This is a genomic window from Vibrio sp. S12_S33 (genome assembly GCF_963889785.1).
GTDB classification, from domain to species: Bacteria; Pseudomonadota; Gammaproteobacteria; order Enterobacterales; family Vibrionaceae; genus Vibrio; species Vibrio aestuarianus.
In genome coordinates this window covers 12,436-36,659 of the sequence record NZ_CAWPQZ010000017.1, presented here as the reverse complement: position 1 = coordinate 36,659, position 24,224 = coordinate 12,436, and the positions used below count along the sequence as shown (strand labels likewise).

Sequence of the window (24,224 nt, the reverse complement as noted above, 5' to 3'; positions counted from 1 at the left end):
AATGTGCATGCTTAATTGCTGTGATCTCCATCACTAAAATAGAGGGCAATGAAACCATTTTTTAGCATATTTTTAGGATTTTATTTCTATATTTGACGATGAGGCAACATGAGTGCCCTTATGTTTAACAAGTTTCGATATTCTCATCTACTGAAAATAATACGGATATTTAACCAGTTTGATGCACTTTGGGTTGCATATTTATATGTTGAGTGATGAGAATTGTTATGAGCAAATTACTTGATTTTTCAAATTTATTAATCGATTTGGTATTTATTGTATACAGTGTGATTACGTGTAAGATCGTTTTGACAAAGCAGGTATACTGCCTTTTACTATTTCAGACATCGACTTTCCTCACCTCCGGCAGTGGTGGATGCTCTTAAGCTACGCTTAGAACATCAAGTTCTAGGCTATAGTTGTTGGAATCATGATTATTTTCGTATAGCAATTTAGTCTAGAGATTTCTTAAATCGTTTTGAAGCGACAATAATTCCGACAATTGTAAAGCCTAGCATCCATAATGAATCTCGCCATAAATCGATGAGATCAGCCGTTCCAAGTTTCCCCGCTCTTTTTCACGAACAATCGCAGCGCTGGTGAAGAGGATCATCGTCATGGTTAAAATCACTCCAAGCAAACTGGAAACAATGTTGACCGCTGAACGGATGGGTGAAGTCAGATGCTAATTTATCAATACTCATGATGTCTTGACCCTGTTTGGAGATATTTGATTTAGTTGCCGACGGAATTCGCTCTGATTGTCAGTATACATCAGCCACTCGTCTGTTTAGACTTAACCACTTATCCTCTTTGATGAACTGATTCTATGACCTTTTCCAACCTGAATTTACATGCTTCGCTTGTTGCATCCCTTCCTAGTTCACTGCTAACACCGACAAAAATTCAGCGCTTAGCGATACCCACAGTGCTGGCTGGAGGTGATGTTTTAGCATTAGCACAGACGGGAAGTGGTAAAACACTGGCGTTTGGCTTGCCACTGTTACAACGAGTTGAGCCAAATTTACTGGACATTCAAAGTGTGATTTTAGTGCCCACGCGAGAGCTAGCGGTACAAGTTAGCCAAGACTTGTCGTCCATTGCGCTGAAAATGGGCATTCGCTTATGTACATTATGCGGTGGGGTAGCTCAAGATGAGCAGCTTAACGCGCTGGCTAAATTGCCTCATTTGTTAGTTGCCACACCGGGCCGTCTGCTTGATTTACTCAAACAACAGTACGTGTCACTTGAATCTGTTCAGCAACTGGTGTTGGATGAAGCGGATCGCCTACTGGATATGGGTTTTTGGCCAGATGTGCAGCGTATCGTGCAATTGATGCCTAGTGAACGTCAGACATTACTATTTTCAGCGACCTTTTCTGATGCACTGAGTGGCCTTACTCAGGGTTTGTTGTCCAATCCAATACGCATTGAGGCAAATAAAACGAATCAAGTTGTCGATGAGGTTGAAGAACGGATTTTTCTTGTCAATAAGGGCAGTAAATCACAAGCGTTGATTGCCTTATTGAAAGAGCATGTGGGGCAGCAAGTGTTGGTATTTATCAGCGCCAAAGACAACGCGGATGCTTTGAGCAAAAAATTACTGAAGGCGGGGATAAAAGCCGCGGCATTGCATGGCGATAAAGATCAAACCGTGCGCATGCAGACCTTAGCTGATTTTAAAGCGAACAAGATAGACGTGTTGGTCGCCACCGATTTACTGGCGCGCGGAATTCATATCGATGCGCTACCGATAGTAATTAACTTTGATTTACCAACGAGTGCTCCTGTGTACGTGCATCGGATTGGTCGTACCGCGAGAGCAGGGCAGCATGGTTTGGCCATATCGTTAACCTGCCATGGTGAAACGGAGGCTTTACAAGCCATCCGCCAGTTAACTCAGCGTGAGCTGCCACAGCATGAACTTGCTGGATTTACGGTGACTGACCAACCGACAACAGGTGCAAGTAAGCGTAAGCCGCGTGATAAACAAGCTAATCGTCGTAGTGCACAAAAACGCAGTATTAAGCAGTTTCAGAAAAAAACGATGGATAAGAAAAAGTAATTTTTTGGATCAGCCGCTTGAAACCCAGCTATATATTCTAGTGAAATAACGCCTATTTAAGCAGGCGTTATTTGATCAATAAGTAAAGACTAGTGCTAATTTTTTAGTATGGTTAATACATCATGTAATGAAGGTACAACCCGATGACCTAAGGCTAGTATTTCTTCACTAGGCTCGACTAGGTCAGAGATCTGGTAGGTCATCATATTGGCTGACACCGCTGAAATGACACCATTATTAGAGTCTTCAAACGCTAAACAGAATTTAGGGTCTACTCCTAATCGTTGTGCGGCTAGTAAATAAATTTCAGGATCAGGTTTGCCGTGAGTTACTTCACAACCTGTGGTGAATGAATCAAAGTAGTGATCTAATTGCGCAAGTTTAAGCTTGATGTTTGCGACCTCTTTTTGAGTGGAGGTCGCAACAGCGGTTGGAATGTTATTGGCTTTTAGCCACTGCAGAAGTTCTATCACTCCATCTTTCACCGGAATAGCTTGATGTTTGACTACGGCGTCATAGCGTTTGCGCCATTCTTTATGTAGAACAGGATAATCCAATTGTGGGCCATATCCTGTACGTAACACTTGTTCAATTCCTGCCGCATTGCGGCCAATAATAGAAAGATAAATTTCTTTGAGAAAAGGAACCCCTACCGCTTGGCAGGCTTGTTCAAAAACGCTCATGCAGACTCGCTCAGTATCGAGCAGCAGTCCGTCCATATCAAAAATAGCAGCTTGGAATTTCATCGGTACAACTTTGGGTAGTGAAATGAAATGCCATTTTCCCATAATGTGGCTGCATGAAGCGAATCTATTCTGCATGACTTATTCTCGCCATCTGAAATATTAATGTAATCAATAATTCGATTATTCTGCATTTGTGAAAATTAAGACTGATATAAAATTAAAATAATATTTTATTCCAAACACATAGAGACCATTCTGGTTCTATGTGTTTGAAGGTTACGGTTATCTCACTTTTATTTTTACTGTTGATCTCGTTTTGAGGTCATTATAGGAAGTTGTAATAATATATTCGCCAACACGTTTAGCTGTTGCCTATGTCGTCAATGACACGGTATTCACTGTGCAGTGACCAATGATAGAAGTATCTCCCCCCCAGATGCTCGCATTTACACTCTTTGATGGATAGTTGGCTTGTGGTTTACCATACGATATAACTCCAACTTCTACCGCCCATGATTCATCGAAATTATACCCAGCAAAAATGCCATAACCTAAAATATCATCCTTACAAGAAGAAGCGGTTTCTAGGCAGGCGTCCTTATAATGAGATAAGCCTGAGTAATGCATGGGACAGTAAACAAAGAAGCCAAGATGGAAATGAACACTTTCATAATTTTATTTTATAACTCACCAACCAAATGAAGTTGTTTGCATTGCAGTCATATGCTTAATTGTAACCCTCTTCATGTAAATAAATTCTGATGATCTAAATTTAACCAGAATATATGACTGTCTATGTCGTATTTGATAGAAAATAAAAAAGGTGAGATTCAATGAATAGTTAGGTTTGATAACTTTTATTGTCAATAAAATCAGGTAATTATAAGAGCATAATTATCAATGATGGGTTATACTCAAAATGGCTTTAGCTGAGAAGGGGTTCTTGTTTTGAAACATGGATTTGTACAACGTTGGATGCCGGGCTTGCATCAGCTGAAAGGTTATGAAAGCGTTTGGCTAGTTGATGATTTTCGTGCGGCATTTTCTGTTGTCGCTGTCGCACTTCCAGTCGCGATTGCTTATGCCCAATTGACGGGCGTAAGCGCCATCGTTGGGTTGTATTCGTGTGTGTTACCTATGTTGGTGTATGCCTTATTTGGTACATCACGCCAGCTCATTGTTGGGCCTGATGCAGCAACTTGTGCCGTGATTGCAGCGGTGGTGACGCCGTTAGCTGCTGGTGACCCACTAAAGCATTGGCAATTAGTGATGACTATGACCGCCATGACTGGCGCATGGTGTTTGATCGCTAGCCGATTTAAATTGGGTATTTTAGCTGATTTTCTCTCTCGCCCTATTTTATTAGGGTTATTAAACGGTGTGGCGTTGACCATTATTGTTGGTCAACTGGCGAAAGTATCTGGCTTGAAATATGAACAAAGTTATTTGATTGAACGTATTTTAGAGGCGCCATCTTTATTGATCGATCTTCATTGGCAGACTCTCACACTAAGTATTGTCACTACGGTAACCTATTTTCTATGCAAGCATTTTAGGCCAACTTGGCCAGCGGCCATGCTCGCTATTGTCGTCTCTGGCTTAATGGTGTGGTTTTTCCACTTTGATACGATGGGCGTAAAAGTGGTTGGGGTGATCCAAGGTGGCTTGCCCGCTTTTCAAGCTCCAGAATTTAATTTGGGTGAAAGCCGCGAATTGGTTATGCCTGCTCTTAACCTCGCGATGGTGAGCTTTGTGAGCATGATGCTTACTGCGCGTAGCTTTGCGGCTAAAAACGGTTATGACATTGATGCTGATAAGGAATTTCGCGCTTTAGGGCTAGCGAATATGGCCTCTGCTTTTTCGCAAGGTTTTGCAATCAGTGGCGCGGATTCTCGTACTGCGGTCAACGATGCCAATGGTGGAAAATCGCAATTAGTGTCAATTATTGCCGCGATTGTGATTGGATTTGTCGCTATTGTTGCGTATGGGCCGTTACAGTACATTCCGATTGCTGCATTAGGTGTGGTGTTGATCATTGCTTCTATTTCGTTGCTTGACTTAAAAGGGATTTGGAATTTACGCCTGCGCGATAAAGATGCCTTTTATTTGGCTGCCATTACTTTTATTGCGGTGTTAGTGATTGGCGTTATTCCAGGTATTACGCTGGCGGTATTGCTTGGGTTATTTCAATTTTTGCGTACCGTGATGCGCCCTAGTGATCAGGTGTTAGGGCTTGATGATAAAGGGATCATCCGAAGTATCGAAGCTTCTGGAAAAGCGTCAGCCATTCCCGGTATTGTAATTTATCGCTTCAACTCGCCTTTAACTTATTTTAATGCGCCTTACTTTAAACGTCGGATTTTACAACACACAGAAAGTGCAGGAACTGGTGTTGGTTGTGTAATTATTGATGCGGTGGCGAGTTTTACTCATTTAGATTTAAGCGTAATGGCTATGCTTGCCGATGTGCAAACGATCTTGAAGAAGCGTGGTATTCGTTTAGTGTTGGCTGGGCGTAAACGTAGCTTACGAAAATGGTGTGATGTAGCTGGTATTCCAACCGGAGATGGTGGCATTGTAGTTCGTGCTGATATGTATTTAGCCATCAAACTCAGTGGTTGTTACCAACATGCGGTGGAAGAAGGGCAGGTGCCACCGGTACAAAAAGAGCCGACCAACATCATTGAGAGTGAAATTGCGGCTACAGTTTGAAGTCGATATTTTTATCTGCCAGGTTTAGTAAAAAATAAACAGCTCTTGTGTATTGAAGAGCTGTAAAAAGTCAAATTCAATCATGATGCGTATCCTTATATCGATGTTAAATGTTGAGAACAGAAGAAGCATAATATGCGCCTCTTTTCATTGTAGACTACTTATACGAAATGCAATCTCTGATGAATCGTTAGCCAATACTGATATGGTTGATGCTAAGAAAACAATGGTTCTACTCACACCGTGTTTGTTAAACCTAATCTGAGGGTATCAGCGAGCCGACTTGTGACAGAATAAAGAAAATAAGGAATGTAAATAAAAGCACTTAAACTTATTTATTTAATAGCTATTTAATTATGTTTGCTACGTAGTAGAGCAATAAATACTAGGTAACAAAATAGGGCGTTGTATTAATGCAAACAGTTTATCGTGAAATGAACGTATTGCTTGTTCATCACAGTTTTGCCATTTGAGAGCTTCGCCAACCACACCATGATGCTGGAATGCATTGAGCCGAATTTGAACTTGAGATGGCAATGAGCGCAGATAGTCAGCAAGCGCATCAATTTCACTATCTAGATCACTTTCGTTTGGGATAAACAGCAAGCGCACTTCATATAACTTGCCGACTTGCGATAGATAGTTGATGGATTGTATGACACGATGATTGTCTCTTCCGACAAGCCACAAGTGGGTTTCGTTTTGCCATGCTTTTAAGTCGATCATCACCCCATTTAAATAAGGTGTTACTTTTTCCCAACCTTGGCGCGAAAGTGAGCCATTACTATCAATAAAGCAGCTAAGGTGACAAAGTTCTTTATCTTGTTTTATCGCTTTAAAGAGCGCGGTAATAATGGGTAATTGTAATGTTGCCTCGCCACCAGAGACGGTTATTCCACTTAAAAAGAAGCGATATTTTCGTACCAAATCCAATAATTGTGCCACGCTGTAGTGGTGAATTTTAGGATTTGATTGATGGGAACAGATCTCGATGCAGCGATCACAATGAATGCATTGCTGTTCTTGCCATTCTACTTGCTGGTGGGAGTTGATGGTTAACGCGCCACTTGGACACACCGACACACAATCACCGCAATGATTACAGTGGTTAATGGTGTGTGGGTTATGGCAAGAAAGGCAGGTGAAATTACAGCCTTGTAAAAAAATCACCAGCCTATTTCCCGGTCCGTCAACGCAAGAAAAAGTCAGCACACGGCTGACTTTAGCCGTTAGCTTTTGCACCTTTTTCATCATTGTACTGGTGGAGAGTATGGTGTGGTTTCTAAGCTAATGACTCGTGCTTTTCGGTTGAGAATGTTGGTGTTTTTCGCCGCTTCAGCCCCAAGAAAAGTGGTATTGGTTCGCGAACCATGTTGTTCAAACTGTGCGATTTCCGACAACTTAACCATATAACCCGTTACCCGAATGAGATCATTAGAAGCCACGTTGGCGGTAAATTCACGATAGCCAGCATGTAAGGCTCCCTTGCATAAGTTAAACATTGCTTCAGGGTTCGATTTTACCGTTTCATCCAAAGTTAAAATATCACTGATGCCGGATGCATAATGGGCGTGATGCCTTGCGGTTGCTTGCACGTAAGCGATTGGGTCTGGTTCTGATCCATAAGGGATACGAACCCCTGGTGTTACGTCCAAGTCAAGGCTAATACCTCCTTGTGCATGCAATAACGCACGACCATTAAGGCCATATTTGACTGGAGAGTTCTGTACGATCTCCGCTAATTTTTCAGAAATTCTATATCCTAATTGGTTGGCGGTTTCGTCCTGACCATAACGGCCTTCAAGCTGTTCTTGGTCTTGCAATAAGTTAACCGCTTCAGCCATGCCATAAATCCCAAACATGGGGGCGAAGCGAGATTCTTCAATTAGGCCTTCACGGGTTAGGAAGCCGTTAAAGAAGTTAGAGTGTTGGTGCAAAAACGTGCTACGAGCATCAATTAATTCAATCATCAGCTTGCTGTAGTGTGGTAGAACGCGATGTAAGAAATCATCGCTGTTACTAGCTTCCTGCGCTGCTTGTTTCAGGTTCATCCGCACGAGCGTATTAGAACCGCCACCCAAAGGTAGAGAGTTATAGCAACTGACGATCCCAAAGCGATTTCCACCGTAGGTTTTGGCATGCATGGGGTAGTTGGCAATATGGGGCTTACCACATTGACAAATATTGGCGGTGGCTTGCCGTAAAAGATCATCAGGTGTCACGCTTGGGTCATACATCAATGTTAGGTTCGGCGCGATCTGTTGCAGTTCGCCATCAATACGTAAAATAAGGCGGCAAATAATATTATCACTCGGACCGATATTGGCGTGCATAAAGGCATCAGGCAGAGTGCGATCAAGCATGATCCAGAACAGTTTTAGTTTGTTGTAGAGCGCCTGTTCACTTAACTCACCGACATAAGGAAGCAGTACGTCATCTAATTGGCCGAGATAAACTGGTATTGAAGTTACCGACGGCACGTGATGATACAAAATCGTCAGCATGTTGATGGCTTCATCAAAATTTCGTGCTGGCGTTAGCTCTAAGTGCTTTGACCCTTGTTGAAGAAATTTAGCGTAATCAGGCAGTACATAACGGGGTTTAAAAGGAGCATGGCCTTCAAACATGTCACACAAAATACCTTGATCCATTGCCTGTGTCACCGCCGGTGATACCGTTATATAAGGTAAATTTGCCTCAGCTTCGAGAGCAAGAAAGTGCGACTTTTGCTTCGCAGAAAGAGTCGTATCGGTAACGATATCGTAGCAACGTTGTTGGTGTTGGTCTAACGGTTGGCTCATGAATTAAACCCTCATAAAAAGAGGGTTTAATGTTAATGCGGGTCGATAATTTTCACTATTGAAAATTGATAAACAAGTTATTTCCTAAATGGAAAATAAAAACGCCTCTCAGATAACCTGAAATGGCGCTTTTATAGTGCTCTTACTTGTGCTGAGTGTTATGCGTATTGCGCTTCAATCTGTTCAGATTTTTGGTACGCAGGGTGCGTGGCTAGTTGCTTTAGGTAAGCGGCAATATTTGGGTAGAGTTCAATACTACCGCTGTTTGCTAGAATTTCAGCAATGAAAGACATCATAAAATCTGCGCCAGTCAGTTGATCGGCAACTAAGTAACGTTTACCAACCAAACATTGGTCAAAGTAACTCATGACTTTGGCGGTTTCATTATCCGCGTAGCCACCAAGGAAGTTGGTTTGACAGCCATCTTTAGCGACAAACATCTTTAGCAGTAGCGGTAATATGGCTGAACTCTCTGCGAAATGGAGCCATTGTTGATATTGAACGTATTCAACACTGCCGCGTTTAGGGGCAAACTGCTGACCATATTTCTCTATTAAGTAATCCGTGATGGCGCCAGATTCAGTAACCACTAAACCACTGTCTTCAATCACAGGTGATTTGCCTAGTGGGTGGACGCTTTTTAGCTCCGGTGGTGCCAGAAAAGTCACGCTATCACGTTGATACGGAACTACTTGATACTCAACCCCCAGTTCTTCGAGTAACCAGATAATACGCTTAGAGCGAGATTTATTAAGGTGGTGAAGTTTGATCATCATACTGTCCTTATTAAAGAGGTTGGTTTACTTGGATAACCAGTTTGCCAAAGTTTTTTCCTTCCAATAGGCCAATAAAGGCTTGTGGTGCATTTTCTAAACCGTCGACCAGTTGCTCGCGGTATTTTACTTTTCCTTCGCTTAACCATTGAGTCATATCGGCTGCAAATTCGTTGTAGCGATGGCCGTAGTCATCAAAAATAATGAAGCCTTGCATACGGATTCGTTTGGTAAGCAATGTGCCCATTAACATCGATAGACGATCAGGCCCTTCAGGTAGCGAGGTGGCATTATATTGTGAAATTAAGCCACAAAGAGGCACGCGCGCTGCGGTGTTGAGTAGCGGTAAAACGGCATCAAAAACTTTGCCACCTACATTTTCGTAGTAAACATCAATTCCTTGGTTACAAGCTTCAGCTAATTGCTCGGCAAAATCGTCAGCTTTGTGGTCGAGACAGTTATCAAAGCCTAATACTTCTGTAGCGTAACGACATTTTTCTTCGCCGCCGGCAATGCCCACCACATGACAGCCTTTAATTTTTGCAATTTGACCAACCGTGGCACCAACCGGTCCCGTTGCTGCCGCAACTACCACTGTTTCATTGGCTTTCGGTTGACCAATGTCTAGTAAACCCATATAAGCGGTAAAGCCGGGCATACCCATAATGCCTAGGGCATAAGAAGGTTGTGTTGGATTACTGCCTAGTTTAAGCAACCCTTGGCCATTGGATAACGCGTAATCTTGCCAGCCAGTGTATGCCAGTACCCACTCACCTTGTTCAAATTGTGGGTGGTTTGATACTTCAACTTGGCACACCGTGCCACCGACCATTACATCATCGATCTCGACTGGATCTGCGTATGACTTTGCTGCACTCATGCGACCGCGCATGTATGGGTCAAGTGATAGATAAATGCTACGCAGTAAGACTTCACCGTCTGCTGGGGTTGGTTTTACGACGTTTTCTAAGCGAAAGTCATTAGCGGTTGGTGCGCCGACGGGGCGAGAGGCAAGTACAATACGGCGGTTGGTTTGTGCTGTCATTGGAGTGTCCTTATTTTATGGAATTAGACCAGTCGTCTAGTGTTTGTTTCAAAAAATCCCGCCTATTTATCGGCGGGTTAATGTAGTTATAGCGACGCTATTGAGCCGTTAATATCTGTTTGGTGGTGGTCAGTGTTTGCTGTAACCCAGTTTGGTTTTGACTGAGTTTGCTCATTAACCCCGCCCCCAACCATAAATGGTAGAGCATGTGTGCGGTGTTAGTGCTGTCTTGTTTGGCAATCGAACCATCTTCTATACCTTGAGCAATACAACAAGCAAGAGTCGATATAATTGTATTGGCCCCCGCCAGCAGTGCTTCACGCATGGGGTCCGATAAGTCAGACACCTCAGCGCCAAGTTTAACCACTAAGCATTTATGAGCATTACACGTTTCATTTTCTACTTCTAGCCAACGTTGAAAATAGCGCATTGCACGCTCAAAGCCAGTCCCATCACTTTGCAATAGTAACGCTTCAATACGAGATAAGTAGTGCTGAAAATACTCTTGGATTAACGCCTCACCAAATTGTTCTTTAGATTTAAAATAATGGTAAAAAGAGCCTTTTGGCACATCAGCGGTTTTGAGTAGTTCAGACAAGCCAACAGCAGTAAAGCCTTTCGATACCACTAACTGGTATCCGACTTGTAGAATGTGTTGGCGAGTATCATTGGTTTTCGTTTTCATGTTGTACACTATAAATAAAAATAGACCAGTCGTCTATGATTTTATTCCGTTGCTACACCACAATTAGATCGAGATGGATATATCTACCGAATAGGTTTTATGCTTAGGAGATGTTTTTAGATTGATTTAGAAATCAGCATTCACTGTGAAGGTCATACGTTGCTTGGTATAAGGGTGGTCGAAACTGAGCCGTTCAGCATGAAGGTGCAATCGCTCGGCTTTTGTTCCATACAGATCATCGCCAACAATTGGCATATCAAGTCCTAGTGTGTGCGCGCAATGCACACGCAATTGGTGGGTTCGCCCTGTTTTAGGGTAAAGATAGACTTTACTGCGTCCCTCTTTTTGTTCGATGAGTTGCCAATGAGTATCGGCAGCTTTACCATGTTCAAAACAGACTAATTGGCGTGGTCTATCATCAAGATCACCACGTAATGGTAATTGAATATCACCTTCAGAATGAGAAAGCTCTCCTTCTAAAAGAGCAACGTAACGTTTTTCAACACTGCGAGTAATAAACTGCTTTTGAAGATTCTTATTCGCTCGTCGAGTGAGCGCAAAAACTAAAAGACCAGAGGTTGACATATCTAAACGGTGAATAACAAATGGACCTTCAGTATCGGTAAATTGTTGCTGTAAACGGTAATACACGGAGTCTTGGATATTAACACCAGGTACGGATAAAAATTCTGCCGGCTTATTAACCACAACAATGGCTTCATCTTGGTAGACAATCTCAATCTCTTTACCTTCTGCAGGGTTGGCGAGTAAAGGATTATCATCTAACGGTATACCTTCAAGCATATGCGCCAGAATAGGTTGGCACTTACTTTGACACGCAGGGTAGAATTTTTTGTGCTGGCGGATTTCGGACTTAGGTGACGCTCCCCACCAAAACTCGGCCATCGCAATTGGGGTCAATCCATTTTTAAATGCATAATGCAGTAGTTTTGGGGCTGCGCACTCACCAGCCCCTGCTGGTGGCGTCGGGTTTGCTGTCGCATGGAAAATCTCATCAAGTGACTTTTCTTCCCCTTTTATATTAAGGAATTTGTATTGAGCAAACAGCTTTTGCTGCAAAGTATTTGAAAGTTGCTTACGCTGCTCTTTTAATGTCTCAATGATTTTCTTATATTCTGTGAGTTGCTTACTGATAGTGGCGATACGCGTATCCCACTCTTCCTTCAACCTCTTAAAGTGGTTTTTCTCGGCAATACTCTGCTTGGCAAGAGAATCCAACATTTCATTTTTTGTGGTTGCGCTTGATATTTGCTCGATAGCTAGGCGTTGTGACTTGCGATTTTTACGTCCTTCAATCATCAACTGGCGATATGCTTCTATTTCTTTATCTGCCTGTAGTTGAGTTTGTCTCAATTGTTGCTGCAACTTGTAGTATTGCTCATCGCTTTCCAACTGATCTATTTGCTGATTGATTTGGTTAATAGGTGCAGTGCCTGCGAGGAAGAAACCATCATTTGTCAACATATCAAAAACGGGTGGAACAAAGTGTGGTAATACATTTTTGTCGGCCAGTTTACCTGAAAATGCAGATAGAAACCCAAGCTCTCCGATTGTGTTTTGAACCACAAGTACGCCAAACATTTTTCCCCCCACACTTAAGTCGTTTGTCTGAACACTTACTTTTTTTGAACTAAAGTCATGCTGCCAATACGCTTGAGTCAATAAATGCTCTTGTAGTTGCTGTGCAGCCAACTGACACAAAGGGTCTGGTTCATAACATAAAGGAAAAGTAAAGCGTTCTGGCAGAGAATATCCCTCAATAGGGGTATTGAAGCTCGTGAAGTGGGTAGGTGTTGTTGGCATCATCTCTGGCTCAGGCATGTAAAAACAAAGGATTGTACCTTTTTAACGAAGGAATACTAGCTAGGAGTTTATTTAGCAAATGGAGTGCTGTTAATAATGTTTTCCTTATTGTGATACAAGGTTTTCAAGCTTAAAGCTCACTCTTATAACTGCTGGGTTGCAGAGAATAGTAGGTATTAAATGACAACATTGTCTGTAAGAATATTCTCATCATCGCTCAAGTGAATAGCAAGCTTAGGGGGTAGGTTGTATCCTAGGTTTCAGATAAAAAATGAAAAACAAAGAGTTAAGCATAAAAAATGATGTGAGATATGTGGTCGTGACTCCAATCGATTGATTCAAAGATAGAATTCTCGTTCAATGAATGCTCCGATCACCTTATTGTGCATCTTCTCCGATTTGGAAAAACCGATTGTTCTACGTACTAAGCGTTTTTATCTGGAACGCAGGGTTAGATTGGTTCGCTCAATCCGTTGAGTGAACCTTTTACCCACAACATGCTTTTCCCTTGGTCATTCTTTTGTGTAAACGCTGAAGTCATCGGTAAAAAAAGCTGATATTAAACGGCTTGAGCAAAGCGAGCAACGAGCGTAGAGCATCCGTATTACAGCCACCAAATGCATGAGCAATGATGCGCTTATAGCGAGGCTCCCAAGCATACCAAAGCCAGCGGCGATTTTTCTTTTTACCAACGAATGACCATTGCTCATCAACTTCATAGACTAGAGAGATGTTTGCTTTATCGAAGGGTATAGCGGTCACTTGCCTTAGCGAGAGTTTTTTAAAGTGCGTAGCACGGTGTTGTAGCCAACTTTTAAGACACGGCTTGTTTCTCTAACACCAGAGCTATTCATTGCCATATCAATAATTTGTTCTTTGACATTAGGCTTATCTGCCTCGTAAGCGTAATCAAGCTGAAAGGAACGCTTACATTCTATGCAACGAAATCGCTGAAAGCCCGTTACCCCCTTGCCGTGTTTACGTACATGTTCAGTTTGGTTACAAAATCGACATTGAATGGTAGCCATGATTTCTTGTTTGAGGGTGAAAAGGTTACCATTTTAACACAAGTTCTTCATGTTGGAGTTGCGACCTTTTAGTGCAAACCGACTAAATTTTGTAGCGTGTGTTTCTAAATCTACGATCAAATAAAATAAATCTACATCTATCTAGTAAACTCATTTTGTCATGAAATTGTCATTATATTTAATTTTGTGATGTTTGCTTGTTGTATTGTTTCTTTTTTTGATGGCCGTGTTTTTAATTTTTTTTCGATGTTCGTCTATGTGAAATTTCCAGGGCAATTTTTTACCCGGCTAGGCAGGATTTTGCCTAGCCGGGTAGTGTATTGCCAAACTATCAGAATGAGGTGGCAATTAATCAATTAATAAATGGGGTATGTTTCTTGCTGATGTTATTTAGATGATACTGAATTAACGTTAAGGAAATATACATTATGGGAAATGGTATCGTAGTTGGGAATATAGGAACAGAGCATGATGGGTTTCCACCAACCCCTATCACAGCTGGCTCTGGTACCGTAAAATTTGATGGTATTCCCGCAGCACGGCAAGGTGACCCACTAGAGCCTCATGATAAGCCCAAGAATCCATCGCACGGGCGTAGTATTGCAGCGGGTTCTGCTAGCGTCAAAATTGATGGTAAGCCTGCAGCAAGAGCTGGGGACCCAGTAGATTGTGGTGGTGTGTTAACAGGTGGAAGTAGTGTCAATGTGGGTTAAATCTAGTGTATATTTATCATTACTTTTATCGCTAATCACCCCGGATGTTTCTGCCGGTCAAGACGTTTATGAAGTTAGCGCATTATCTCCAGAAAAGGCTTTTGAGACAGGCCGTTTACTTCGAGCGCAGTACAAAAATTTAGAATCTCGTCCATATCTAAAGCACTCCGCTGACAATGGTAACTCTGAGGCCTCCTTTCTTTATGCGATGGAGTTAGCCAATTACAACACCACTATTAGAACACCTCCTGAAGCTAGAGAATATTTACTTAAAGCAGCTAGGCTTGGCAGTCGTAGAGCCATGTATCAACTCTATACGAATGCTCATTGGTTGAAACATAGAGACGTTATGTACTGGAAAAGCCAGTATTATGATAGTTTGATTCGTTTAGGGAGCACTAACCCTTCTCAAGCCACTTATGAGCTGGCCCGTTATTTCAAAAATTCCAATCAAGAAATGTATATCTATTATTTAGATAAAGCAGTTGGCTTTAATCATCCTCAAGCATTGATGGATAAGGCTGCGCTGATTCAACAAGGGGAAGGGGTGTATTTCATGCCCGGCGAGCGAGAAACAGAAGCTAGAAAAATGTATCTCGAGGCTGCAAAAACACGTTATATCCCAGCTATGCGTCATTATATTGATATTTTAGAAAATAAAGGTGATTTTCAAAATGTTTATAAATGGCGTTTGTCTGCTTTAGAAGAAGGAGATATTGTCTCTCTCGCAGCGGTAACTAAAATTCTTCTAGGTAAAGGTGCGTCGTACCGTTTTGTCGCTCGTGACGATATAAAAGCTAAAGCTTATTTAGATTTATACCTTACTGCCGCAGGAAGTGAACGTATGGCATCTGTTTACTCAATGATGGAAATAGAAGAAGAAACACTTAGGAGCCAGATGAGTGCTGAGGACGAATATCAAGTAAAAAAACTGGTTGATACTTATAATAATATGACGTTCTATAATCATGATATTTTTTGGGATTATTAATGATAAATTAAACATTAACTTATGGTGGTGTATTTTTTTTGGAACGGAGTTCTTGCTTTTATGAAAATTTATATTTATATCGTATTAATATGAATAGAATGTATCGGATAAACCAAGATAAATATAGATAAATTCTAGATGTTTGTTATCAATAAAATAAATTAAGCTTTGATTTTCATTAGGCTTACCTAATGAAAAGATTGCTGGTGTAATTATAAATAATAGAAGAAACCATTATATGTTCAATGTCGCATCTTTTATGGGGCTTTGATTTTTAAACGTTATATATAACCTTCGGCTAGAGCAGTGGTTTGCTCATGTCCGTAATTTAAACAATGTTTGGCATAGGTATTGGAGACGAAATATGTCTAAAGAAGGAAGTGTAGCTCCTAAAGAGCGGATAAATATCAAGTATATTCCAGCGACGGGAGATGCACAGGCAGAAGTCGAGTTACCATTAAAAACGTTAGTGGTGGGTGACTTCAAGGGCCACTCAGAAGACACACCACTAGAAGAAAGACAAACGGTTTCAGTTGATAAAAATAACTTTGAAGCAGTGATGCGCGAAAGTGATTTGAAACTGGCCACGACAGTACGTAACAAATTGAGTAATGATGACAACGCAGAGCTCCCTATCGAGCTTAGCTTTAAGTCACTTTCTGATTTTTCCCCAGATTCATTAGCCACACAAGTTCCAGAATTAAATAAATTAGTTGAGTTGCGCGAAGCACTTGTTGCCCTTAAAGGTCCCCTAGGCAACATCCCAGCATTTAGAGATCGTTTACAAGAGCTTCTCAATTCTGAAGAGTCACGCGAAAAACTTTTGTCAGAACTTAGCCTAGTGAGCGGTAAAGAAGAAGAGCCACAAGCTTAATCCTGACCAACAATACGTGTTATTTAATCAAATTTAGGAACAAAATTGATGTCTACTACAGAAGCAGTGTTAGAGAGACAAAGTGCCACACAAGGCAGTTTGCTTGACGAAATCATGTCCCAGACTCGCCTTGCACCGAGTGAAGAAGGCTATGATGTTGCCAAAAAAGGGGTCGCCGCTTTTATTGAAAACCTTATTGGCTCTAATCAAACCGAAGAACCTGTGAATAAATCGCTGGTTGATCAAATGCTTGTTGAGCTCGATAAAAAAATTAGTGCTCAGATGGATGAAATTCTACATGATGAGCGTTTTCAGCAAATGGAATCTTCATGGCGTGGTCTGAAGCTATTTATTGACCGTACCGATTTCAGAGAAAACAATAAAGTTGACCTACTGCATGTCACAAAAGATGAATTATTAGAAGACTTTGAATTTGCGCCAGAAACAACACAGTCTGGTCTGTACAAACACGTCTATTCATCAGGTTATGGTCAATTTGGTGGCGAGCCAACGGGTGCCATTATCGGTAACTTTGCGTTCACTCCATCAACGCCAGATATGAAGTTGTTGCAGTACATGGGCGCACTAGGTGCTATGGCTCATGCCCCATTTATTTCAAGTGTAGGACCGGAGTTCTTTGGCATCGATTCTTTTGAAGAGTTACCAAACATCAAAGACCTAAAGTCAACGTTTGAAAGCCCTAAATACACTAAATGGCGATCTTTACGTGAATCTGAAGATGCGCGCTACCTTGGTTTAACTGCACCGCGTTTCTTATTGCGTGTGCCTTATGACCCAACTGAAAACCCAATTAAATCATTTAACTACGTAGAAAATGTCAGTGCTTCACACGAACACTATCTATGGGGTAACACCGCGTTTGCTTTTGCCACACGCTTAACTGACAGTTTCGCTAAGTACCGTTGGTGCCCAAATATTATCGGCCCGCAAAGTGGTGGTGCTGTTGAAGATCTACCCGTGCATGTATTTGAGTCAATGGGTGCACTACAAAGCAAGATTCCAACTGAAGTACTCGTAACAGACCGTAAAGAATTTGAATTAGCGGAAGAAGGTTTCATTGCTCTAACTATGCGTAAAGGCAGTGATAACGCCGCATTCTTCTCAGCCAATTCAATTCAAAAGCCGAAGGTATTCCCAAATACTAAAGAAGGCAAAGAAGCCGAAACCAACTATAAGCTTGGTACGCAACTGCCATATATGATGATCATCAACCGACTTGCACACTATGTAAAAGTACTGCAACGCGAGCAGATCGGTTCTTGGAAAGAACGTCAAGATTTAGAGCGTGAGCTAAATGGTTGGATCAAACAATATGTCGCTGATCAAGAAAACCCACCCGCAGACGTACGTAGCCGTCGCCCTCTTCGTGCCGCAAAAATTGAAGTAATGGATGTGGAAGGTGAGCCAGGTTGGTATCAAGTGTCATTATCAGTTCGCCCTCACTTTAAATATATGGGTGCGAACTTTGAATTATCGTTAGTTGGCCGTTTAGACCAAGCATAACGACGATGACTTATATCGCACCTGAAGAGAGTGCATTTGGTGTCGGCTTCTTTGAACGTTTAGAAGCTGGCACTCTTCCTATGTCATTAACCCAAGGGCCAGATGCATGGGATGTACTCCAATCGATAAAACGTAATGTCGCTAATATTTTGAATACGCGGATGGGTGAAGCTCAAAGTGCGCCTTTATTGGGTCTTGTGGATTTTAACGACGCAACGTTAGAAACCTTAGACCTTTCACTACGGATCAAACTGGCTATCCAGAGCTGCTTAGATGCGTTTGAACCGCGTTTACAAAATATTGTTATTTGTTCGGAATCTGATGTGTGTAGCCCATTAATGCTGCGCTTTCATATAACAGCCGAAATCAACAGTGACGCGTTGCATGACAAAGTGCAGTTTAATCTGTTGCTTGATCAAAACAGAAAGTACCGAGTATTTTAGAAAATTATGACTCAAGATAAGTACTTCAGAGAAGAACTGGCTTTCCTTAAGGAACAGGGAAAGCAGTTCACTGAAATTCATCCTCAACTCTCTCGATTTTTACACGGTAGAACGACCGACCCTGATGTTGAGCGCTTACTTGAAGGCTTTGCTTTTCTAACCGCTCGCCTGCGCGAAAAAGTTGAAGATGAATTTCCAGAATTAACGCATTCTATTATTAATATGCTTTGGCCTAACTACTTACGCCCTGTGCCAAGTATGAGCATTGTCTCTTTCGCCCCAGAAAAAAGTGTCAGCGACAAGCAGCAAATCAGCCGCGGTACACAGTTAGACAGCAAAGCAGTATTTGGTACTAAATGTCACTTTCGTACCTGTAGAGATGTCCAACTTTATCCACTGCAATGCCAAGATGTGGCAGCTCAGCACACTCGTGAAGCAACAACGATTGAGATCTCGTTGAAGATGCTAGGGGATAACAGTGTCGGTGACGCGCATCTCGATGATCTTCGTTTCTACTTGGGAGGAGATAAATACAGCTCGCAAATGTTGTATTTATGGCTTGACCACTATCTGGATAAAATTTCGGTTGAAGTGGCGGGCACCGAATTCACGTTACCAGCGAGTGCGTTCAAAACGGTTGGTTTTGATAGTGAGCAATCGCTGTTGCCTTATCCATCTAATGTGTATGAAGGCTATCGGATACTGCAAGAGTACCTTTCATTTCCAGAAGCATTTCATTTTTTTGATATCAATAGGTTAGCGAGCGTTTTGCCGAGATCTGTAACCGGTGAATTTAAGCTGAAAATTAGTTTTTGTAAGACGCTGCCAGCAGATGTTCGAGTCCGTAAGGACAATTTTCAGTTGTACTGTACGCCGGTGATTAACCTGTTTGAACATGATGCAGACCCTATCGATTTGACCGGAAAACGCTCTGAATACCGGATTGTGCCATCAAGTCGCTACCCATCACACTATGAGGTATTTAGCGTTGATGGTGTTTTTGGATGGCAAGATAAAACACAAGCCAGCCAAAGAATTCGTGGTGAAAAGCGTGTTTACTCGGCTTTTGAAAGCTTTCAACATGAAGTTGAACGTGTGCGTAACAGAGAAGCGCTTTACTACCGCACGCGAGTCAAAGAGAGCATTCGTGGCGATGGTTTTGATAATTTTATCTCTTTCATTCGTGGTGACGAAACCCAGTCCATGCATGTTGATGAAGCAGTATCGCTGAAACTGACTTGTACTAACCGTTTACTGCCATTAGAACTTGGTGTTGGTGACATTTGTGAGCCGACAGATAGCTCACCACCATTCGCCACATTCAGTAATATTACCGTTCCTTCTCAATCACTTAGACCTGTGCTTGATGGTAGCTTGTTGTGGGTGTTGATATCGAATTTATCGCTTAATTATTTATCTCTTCTTTCAAAAGACGCGTTGAGCAGCGTGCTGAGAGCGTATGACTTTAGGGCATTAGTTGACAGACAAGCAGAGCGCGTTGCGCGCTTACGGTTAGAAGGTATTCAAAAAATCGAATCTCAACCGGTAGACAAAATTTTACGAGGACTGCCAGTGCGCGGTTTACAGTCCACGATCTATATCGATCAAAACTGTTTTGGTTCGGAAGGTGAACTCTACTTATTCGGTACTGTACTTAGTCACTTTTTTGCTCTTTATGCCAGTATCAATTCGTTTCATGAGTTGATCGTTATTAATGCGACTAACCAAGAGAAGTATACATGGGGAACACAGACAGGAATGCAGCCGTTGATCTAGAGATTACTGCGTTGCAGGAATCGCAGGTTGGCTTACCCAATGACGTTCGAACTTACAATTTTTACCAATTGGTTGAATTGTTGCAAAAGCTGAATGCACTGAATCCAGAATCTGAAGATTGGGAGCGTGCGTGTCAGTTGGTGTTTAGTGCTAACCCAAGCTTAGGTTTCGCCCCTGCGGATGTGACTGATCTGCGTGAATTAGACGATGAACGATTGGTTTTGCAAACCAACTTCTTTGGTTTGACTGGTGCGCAATCACCACTGCCTGGGTTTATTTTGCAGCAACTGGCGGAAGAAGATCCCGGTGGATTTAAGCGCCCATTTTTAGATTTTTTTAATAACCGCTTAATTAATTTGGTGTACCGCGTGTGGCGTAAATATCGTTATTACGTGCGGTTTCAAGCCGGAGCTCAAGATCAGTTTTCTTCCCAACTGTTTTCTCTGGTTGGGTTAGGCGATGCCGACCTGCGCGGTGAGACGCCAATCAACTGGTGCAAAATGTTGGCCTATGCTGGCACCTTGGCAGGAAGGAGTCGTTCCCCACAAGTGGTATCGGGAATTGTTGCTCACTGTTTTGACTTACAAGATGTCAGTATTCGCCAATGGGTAAGACGAAAAGTACAGATAGAACCTCATCAGCAATGTTGTTTGGGTAAACAAAATGGTGAGCTAGGTATCAACAGCATGCTTGGCTCATCAGTCATCGATTGTAATGGTAAGTTTGTTATTTGTATCAAAAGCTTAACTCGTGAGCGATTCGTAGATTTTCTGCCGTCAGGTAAGGAATACCAACCATTATGCAAATTGGTGGAATTCATCCTTCGTGAGCAAATGGCGTATGACCTTGAACTGACTATGCATGAAAGCGAAGCGCCAACTATGAGCTTGTCTCGTGACAGCGGTGTAGCTTTAGGTTGGTCCTCATTTTTAGGCCAAAATTTAGCCGATAAAAACGTTCTTATACAGGTAAGGCAGTAAGTTATGCAGCAAAAACGCACTCTTTCACTGATCGTAACTAACGTTCAACACCTTGAATCGGGTTTAGCAGCGCAGTGCATTTTTAACCAACAAGGTGGCGTAATAGGTACTGCTAATGATGCCCATTGGCGCCTCCGAGATTCAGCCGGACACATCCACAATCATCATTGTGAAATTCGTATTGTTGATGGTGCATTCTGCATCCAAGACTTGTGTGGTCACACGTATGTCAACGGTTCGCACATGCCTTTAGGTCAAGGTGAATTAGCCAAACTTAGCCATAAAGATGAAGTGACGTTGGGTCCCTACCAAATTCGAGTGGTGGTTGGCAATGTGGGAGAAGATGACCCTTTGGCTCATGGCTCACTCGATCAACTTTTTGAGCAACAGAGCATCGATTTGCTCAAAGACGCATCGTCGGATGAATTGGACACTGAAGAGAGTAATCCTGAGGAAAACTCAGCAGACCCGATCACGGCTTTGGACGAGTTGTTCAACGACATAAAACAAGAAGAGTCGCTGTTAGAAGAAGCCGAGAAAATTGAACCTCAGCAAGGTTCATCGTTATTAACGGGAAATGATAGCGGACCAACGCCGTTGCAATTCACACCGCAAGCAGACAGTGAGTATGAAATGACGTCATCGATTCGTTTAAAGAAAATTCTAGGGCTTGGTAAACGTCCAACCCAACCTGAATTAACGGCGGGGGTTGATCGTACGTCAACGGTTCAGGCTGTTCACACAACACAACACGATTTTAATGATAACAATAACAACGTACCAGAGGGCTTAGCGATGGATGACAAGGTATTAGATCTTTTAGAAGAAGAAGTAGCGAAAAGTTACCAACCACATACTGACGTACAGCGCAGTACTTTAGAGAATGCTTCACACCTGCTTACCGGTCCAATGCTCAATGGGCTCGGTGTTGAGGTTGGCGATAACCATGACATGGCAAAAATGCATATGCTGTCTGAAGAACTAGGCCTGTCGTTGCAAGCGTGTGTGCAGGGGTTGTTAGAGCTGCATCAGCAAGTTCGTGAAGGACGTTTTGGAATGATGAATCGTAACCTACAACCGATAGAAGATAACCCATTAAGGCTCGGACTGTCGTACGAAGAAACCATCCGAACCTTATATGATGCTGATAAAAGCTTAGTGCATTTGTCGGCTCCGGCTGCCATTTCTGAAAGCCTTAAAAATGTTCGCGACCATAATGAGGCCATGCAGCATGCCACTACGGAAGCACTGAATCAGATCTTAAACGCTTTTTCTCCACAGGTATTGCTGCGCCGTTTCCACCATTATAAACGCAACAGCGATCAGCAAAATCAGTCATCTGAGTCATGGGCGTGGCAGATGTATTGCAATTACTATCAAGAGCTAACTTCTAATCGCCAGAAAGGTTTCGAGAAGTTGTTTTGGGAAATTTTCGAGCAGTCATACGACAAGAAAATTCGTGAAAAACAACTGGAGCTATAACGGTGAACAAGCATTCTTTTATCCTGGTGACGTTGCTTACGCTTTTAACCGCGTGCAGCTCATCAGAAAAGTATGAGCCAGCCAAAGCGCCCACCAAAGTGACTTTCAGTCTTGTCAGCGATGAAGGTACGAACCCCAATATTTGGGGAGAGGCATCGCCAATAGAAGTTCAGGTGTTTGAACTTGAAGACGATTCGATGTTTATGTCGGCTGATTACGATCAAGTAAAAGCTGACTACAAAAAAGCGTTACGAAGTAATTTTATCGGCAACTATGACTATGTCTTAACGCCGGGTCAGTTCAAATTCGTCAACGCATTCGAGGTTAAAGAAGGCACAAACTACATTGGTGTCATGGCACATTTTGCTGAACCTGAACTGAGTGAATGGAAAAAAGCGGTGAAGGTGATTAATACCGGTCGGGAATACCACCTTTTGATGTATTTCAAAGACTACAACGTAAAATTGGAAAGGGTGGAATAACAAGATGTATGCACGTAACCGTGTCATTTGGAATGAAGGTCTATTCATTAAACCCCAACATTTCCAGCAACAACAACGCTATTTTGAATATCATATCGATGAGCGAGTATCGTCGGTCAGTCGTTATTTATATGGTGTATCGGAACTGTCATTAAACCCTGAATATTTGGCTTTTGGTCGCATTGCTATCGAAAGAGCTGTGGGCATCATGCCAGATGGCACCGTTTTTCGTATTCCTCAAGAAGATGTGTTACCCGATGCACTAGAGATTGAAGATGCCTCACTTGCTAATCAGTTAATTTATTTAGCGATCCCGCTACGTAGTGAATCTCTTATGGAGATCAACTGGCCAGAAGAAAGAGGAACTGGGCGATATAAAAGTAATCGCTTAGAAGTGCGTGATGTCCATACCGTGCGTGGTGATACCACCACACTGGATGTATCACCGGTACGCATGCAGTTAATGTTAGAAAGGGAAGACCGTAGCTCTTACGCTTCAATCGCGATCGCGCGTATTTTAGAAAAGCGTCCAGATGGCAGCGTGGTACTTGACCCGGACTTTATCCCTTGCCATTTGAATGTCGCCAGTAATGCAGCGCTGCATCGATTTATTAATGAAATTTCTGGCTTGATGCGTGAGCGAGCAAAAAATATTGCGCAGCGTATTAGCTCTCCTTCACAAGGTGGTGTTGCTGATGTTTCGGACTTTATGCTGTTGCAAGCACTCAATCGTCTACAGCCACAAATGCAACACTTGGCTGAACTTCGTAGCCTGCACCCAGAGCGATTATTTGAATGCTTGTCGTGTGTCTGTGGAGAGTTAGCAACGTTCACTGATGAAAGTCGTTTGCCACCGACCATTCCAAGTTACAACCATGAAATGCCAAGCAACTCTTTTTGGCCGTTAATTCGCAACTTAAGACAAAGTCTCAGCATTGTACTAGAACCGAGAGCGGTCTCTATCCAGTTAGACAAGCGTAAGTACGGCCTGATGGTTGCGCCTATTCATGATCCTCAATTAGTAGAGAGTGCAGAATTCATTATTGCTGTCAAAGCTCGCATGCCATTGGATGAACTGCGTCGTTTATTCACTCAGCAAACGAAAGTGTCGTCAGTTGAGAAAATTCGTGAATTGATTTCCCTGCAATTGCCAGGTATTCCAATTACACCATTACCTGTAGCACCGAGACAACTGCCATATCACGCGGGTTACACCTATTACCAATTAGATAAAACTAGCGCAGCTTGGTCAATGCTTGGTCACTCAAGCGGTTTTGCTTTCCATGTGGCTGGTGCATTTGAAGATCTTGACCTGCAATTCTGGGCGATTAGGAGCTGAT

General features: G+C 42.4%; 22 protein-coding genes and 3 pseudogenes. 13 read left to right on the top strand and 12 right to left on the bottom strand.

Annotated elements, in window-relative coordinates:
• Window positions 1-256 precede the first annotated feature (256 nt).
• Window positions 257-453: pseudogene (locus tag AACW06_RS09965) on the top strand (transcriptional regulator); the annotation flags it as partial.
• A gap of 88 nt (window positions 454-541) precedes the next feature.
• Here the strand turns inward: AACW06_RS09965 and AACW06_RS20980 are convergent.
• Window positions 542-667: pseudogene (locus AACW06_RS20980) on the bottom strand (ABC transporter permease); the annotation flags it as partial.
• Between the two features lie 162 nt (window positions 668-829).
• Between AACW06_RS20980 and AACW06_RS09955 the strand changes: the two are divergent.
• Entirely contained in the window at window positions 830-2,065 is a 1,236-nt protein-coding gene (locus AACW06_RS09955) for a DEAD/DEAH box helicase (protein ID WP_192074935.1), read from the top strand.
• 95 nt (window positions 2,066-2,160) lie between these two features.
• Here the strand turns inward: AACW06_RS09955 and AACW06_RS09950 are convergent, their stop codons facing one another.
• Window positions 2,161-2,811, bottom strand: a complete 651-nt coding sequence (locus AACW06_RS09950; protein ID WP_192074966.1) for an HAD family hydrolase — start codon at window positions 2,809-2,811, stop codon at window positions 2,161-2,163.
• A 312-nt stretch (window positions 2,812-3,123) separates the two neighbouring features.
• On the bottom strand, window positions 3,124-3,378 hold the full coding sequence (locus tag AACW06_RS09945) for a hypothetical protein (RefSeq protein WP_192074934.1): 255 nt from the start codon (window positions 3,376-3,378) through the stop codon (window positions 3,124-3,126).
• A 348-nt stretch (window positions 3,379-3,726) separates the two neighbouring features.
• Between AACW06_RS09945 and AACW06_RS09940 the strand changes: the two genes are divergently transcribed.
• A complete protein-coding gene (locus AACW06_RS09940; protein WP_192074965.1) occupies window positions 3,727-5,463 on the top strand; it encodes a SulP family inorganic anion transporter in 1,737 nt (578 codons plus the stop codon).
• 363 nt (window positions 5,464-5,826) lie between these two features.
• Here the strand turns inward: AACW06_RS09940 and AACW06_RS09935 are convergent, their stop codons facing one another.
• The 9 genes and pseudogenes from AACW06_RS09935 to AACW06_RS20965 form a co-directional block, all read right to left on the bottom strand.
• Window positions 5,827-6,717 carry a YjjW family glycine radical enzyme activase gene (locus AACW06_RS09935; protein ID WP_192074933.1) on the bottom strand — a complete coding sequence of 297 codons (891 nt, stop codon included), beginning with the start codon at window positions 6,715-6,717 and terminating at the stop codon, window positions 5,827-5,829.
• On the bottom strand, window positions 6,714-8,264 hold the full coding sequence (locus AACW06_RS09930) for a YjjI family glycine radical enzyme (RefSeq protein ID WP_192074932.1): 1,551 nt from the start codon (window positions 8,262-8,264) through the stop codon (window positions 6,714-6,716). Before AACW06_RS09930 ends, AACW06_RS09935 begins: the two co-directional genes overlap by 4 nt.
• A gap of 158 nt (window positions 8,265-8,422) precedes the next feature.
• On the bottom strand, window positions 8,423-9,037 hold the full coding sequence (locus AACW06_RS09925; RefSeq protein ID WP_053309002.1) for a glutathione S-transferase family protein: 615 nt from the start codon (window positions 9,035-9,037) through the stop codon (window positions 8,423-8,425).
• A 13-nt stretch (window positions 9,038-9,050) separates the two neighbouring features.
• Complete coding sequence (locus AACW06_RS09920; RefSeq protein ID WP_192074931.1) at window positions 9,051-10,082, bottom strand: NADP-dependent oxidoreductase; 1,032 nt, start codon at window positions 10,080-10,082, stop codon at window positions 9,051-9,053.
• 97 nt (window positions 10,083-10,179) lie between these two features.
• Window positions 10,180-10,767 carry a TetR/AcrR family transcriptional regulator gene (locus AACW06_RS09915; RefSeq protein WP_168524293.1) on the bottom strand — a complete coding sequence of 196 codons (588 nt, stop codon included), beginning with the start codon at window positions 10,765-10,767 and terminating at the stop codon, window positions 10,180-10,182.
• A 126-nt stretch (window positions 10,768-10,893) separates the two neighbouring features.
• Entirely contained in the window at window positions 10,894-12,591 is a 1,698-nt protein-coding gene (locus AACW06_RS09910; RefSeq protein WP_192074964.1) for an RluA family pseudouridine synthase, read from the bottom strand.
• A 338-nt stretch (window positions 12,592-12,929) separates the two neighbouring features.
• Window positions 12,930-13,088, bottom strand: a pseudogene (locus AACW06_RS20975) (IS1 family transposase); the annotation flags it as partial.
• 40 nt (window positions 13,089-13,128) lie between these two features.
• Window positions 13,129-13,353, bottom strand: coding sequence for an IS1 family transposase (locus tag AACW06_RS20970; RefSeq protein ID WP_443263223.1), 225 nt, complete (start codon window positions 13,351-13,353; stop codon window positions 13,129-13,131).
• 5 nt (window positions 13,354-13,358) lie between these two features.
• Entirely contained in the window at window positions 13,359-13,619 is a 261-nt protein-coding gene (locus AACW06_RS20965) for an IS1-like element transposase (protein ID WP_443263221.1), read from the bottom strand.
• Window positions 13,620-14,047: 428 nt separating this feature from the next.
• Between AACW06_RS20965 and AACW06_RS09900 the strand changes: the two genes are divergently transcribed.
• The 10 genes from AACW06_RS09900 (at window position 14,048) to tssK (ending at window position 24,223) form a co-directional block, all read left to right on the top strand.
• Window positions 14,048-14,332, top strand: a complete 285-nt coding sequence (locus AACW06_RS09900; protein ID WP_053309034.1) for a type VI secretion system PAAR protein — start codon at window positions 14,048-14,050, stop codon at window positions 14,330-14,332.
• Entirely contained in the window at window positions 14,322-15,323 is a 1,002-nt protein-coding gene (locus AACW06_RS09895; RefSeq protein ID WP_202884024.1) for a sel1 repeat family protein, read from the top strand. The genes AACW06_RS09900 and AACW06_RS09895 overlap by 11 nt, the downstream gene beginning before the upstream one ends.
• 364 nt (window positions 15,324-15,687) lie before the next feature.
• The gene (tssB, locus tag AACW06_RS09890; protein WP_192074929.1) at window positions 15,688-16,197 is read left to right on the top strand and encodes a type VI secretion system contractile sheath small subunit; all 510 of its coding nucleotides are present in this window, start codon (window positions 15,688-15,690) and stop codon (window positions 16,195-16,197) included.
• Between the two features lie 48 nt (window positions 16,198-16,245).
• Window positions 16,246-17,721: a type VI secretion system contractile sheath large subunit gene (gene tssC, locus AACW06_RS09885; protein ID WP_192074928.1), complete on the top strand. Its 1,476-nt coding sequence runs from the start codon at window positions 16,246-16,248 to the stop codon at window positions 17,719-17,721.
• A gap of 5 nt (window positions 17,722-17,726) precedes the next feature.
• Complete coding sequence (gene tssE, locus AACW06_RS09880; protein WP_192074927.1) at window positions 17,727-18,164, top strand: type VI secretion system baseplate subunit TssE; 438 nt, start codon at window positions 17,727-17,729, stop codon at window positions 18,162-18,164.
• Between the two features lie 6 nt (window positions 18,165-18,170).
• On the top strand, window positions 18,171-19,940 hold the full coding sequence (gene tssF / locus AACW06_RS09875) for a type VI secretion system baseplate subunit TssF (RefSeq protein WP_192074926.1): 1,770 nt from the start codon (window positions 18,171-18,173) through the stop codon (window positions 19,938-19,940).
• Window positions 19,904-20,920, top strand: coding sequence for a type VI secretion system baseplate subunit TssG (gene tssG, locus AACW06_RS09870; RefSeq protein WP_192074925.1), 1,017 nt, complete (start codon window positions 19,904-19,906; stop codon window positions 20,918-20,920). The genes tssF and tssG overlap by 37 nt, the downstream gene beginning before the upstream one ends.
• A gap of 3 nt (window positions 20,921-20,923) precedes the next feature.
• The gene (gene tagH, locus AACW06_RS09865; RefSeq protein WP_192074924.1) at window positions 20,924-22,402 is read left to right on the top strand and encodes a type VI secretion system-associated FHA domain protein TagH; all 1,479 of its coding nucleotides are present in this window, start codon (window positions 20,924-20,926) and stop codon (window positions 22,400-22,402) included.
• A gap of 2 nt (window positions 22,403-22,404) precedes the next feature.
• Entirely contained in the window at window positions 22,405-22,884 is a 480-nt protein-coding gene (gene tssJ / locus AACW06_RS09860; protein WP_192074923.1) for a type VI secretion system lipoprotein TssJ, read from the top strand.
• A 4-nt stretch (window positions 22,885-22,888) separates the two neighbouring features.
• Entirely contained in the window at window positions 22,889-24,223 is a 1,335-nt protein-coding gene (gene tssK / locus AACW06_RS09855; protein WP_192074922.1) for a type VI secretion system baseplate subunit TssK, read from the top strand.
• The last annotated feature ends 1 nt before the right edge of the window (window position 24,224 follow it).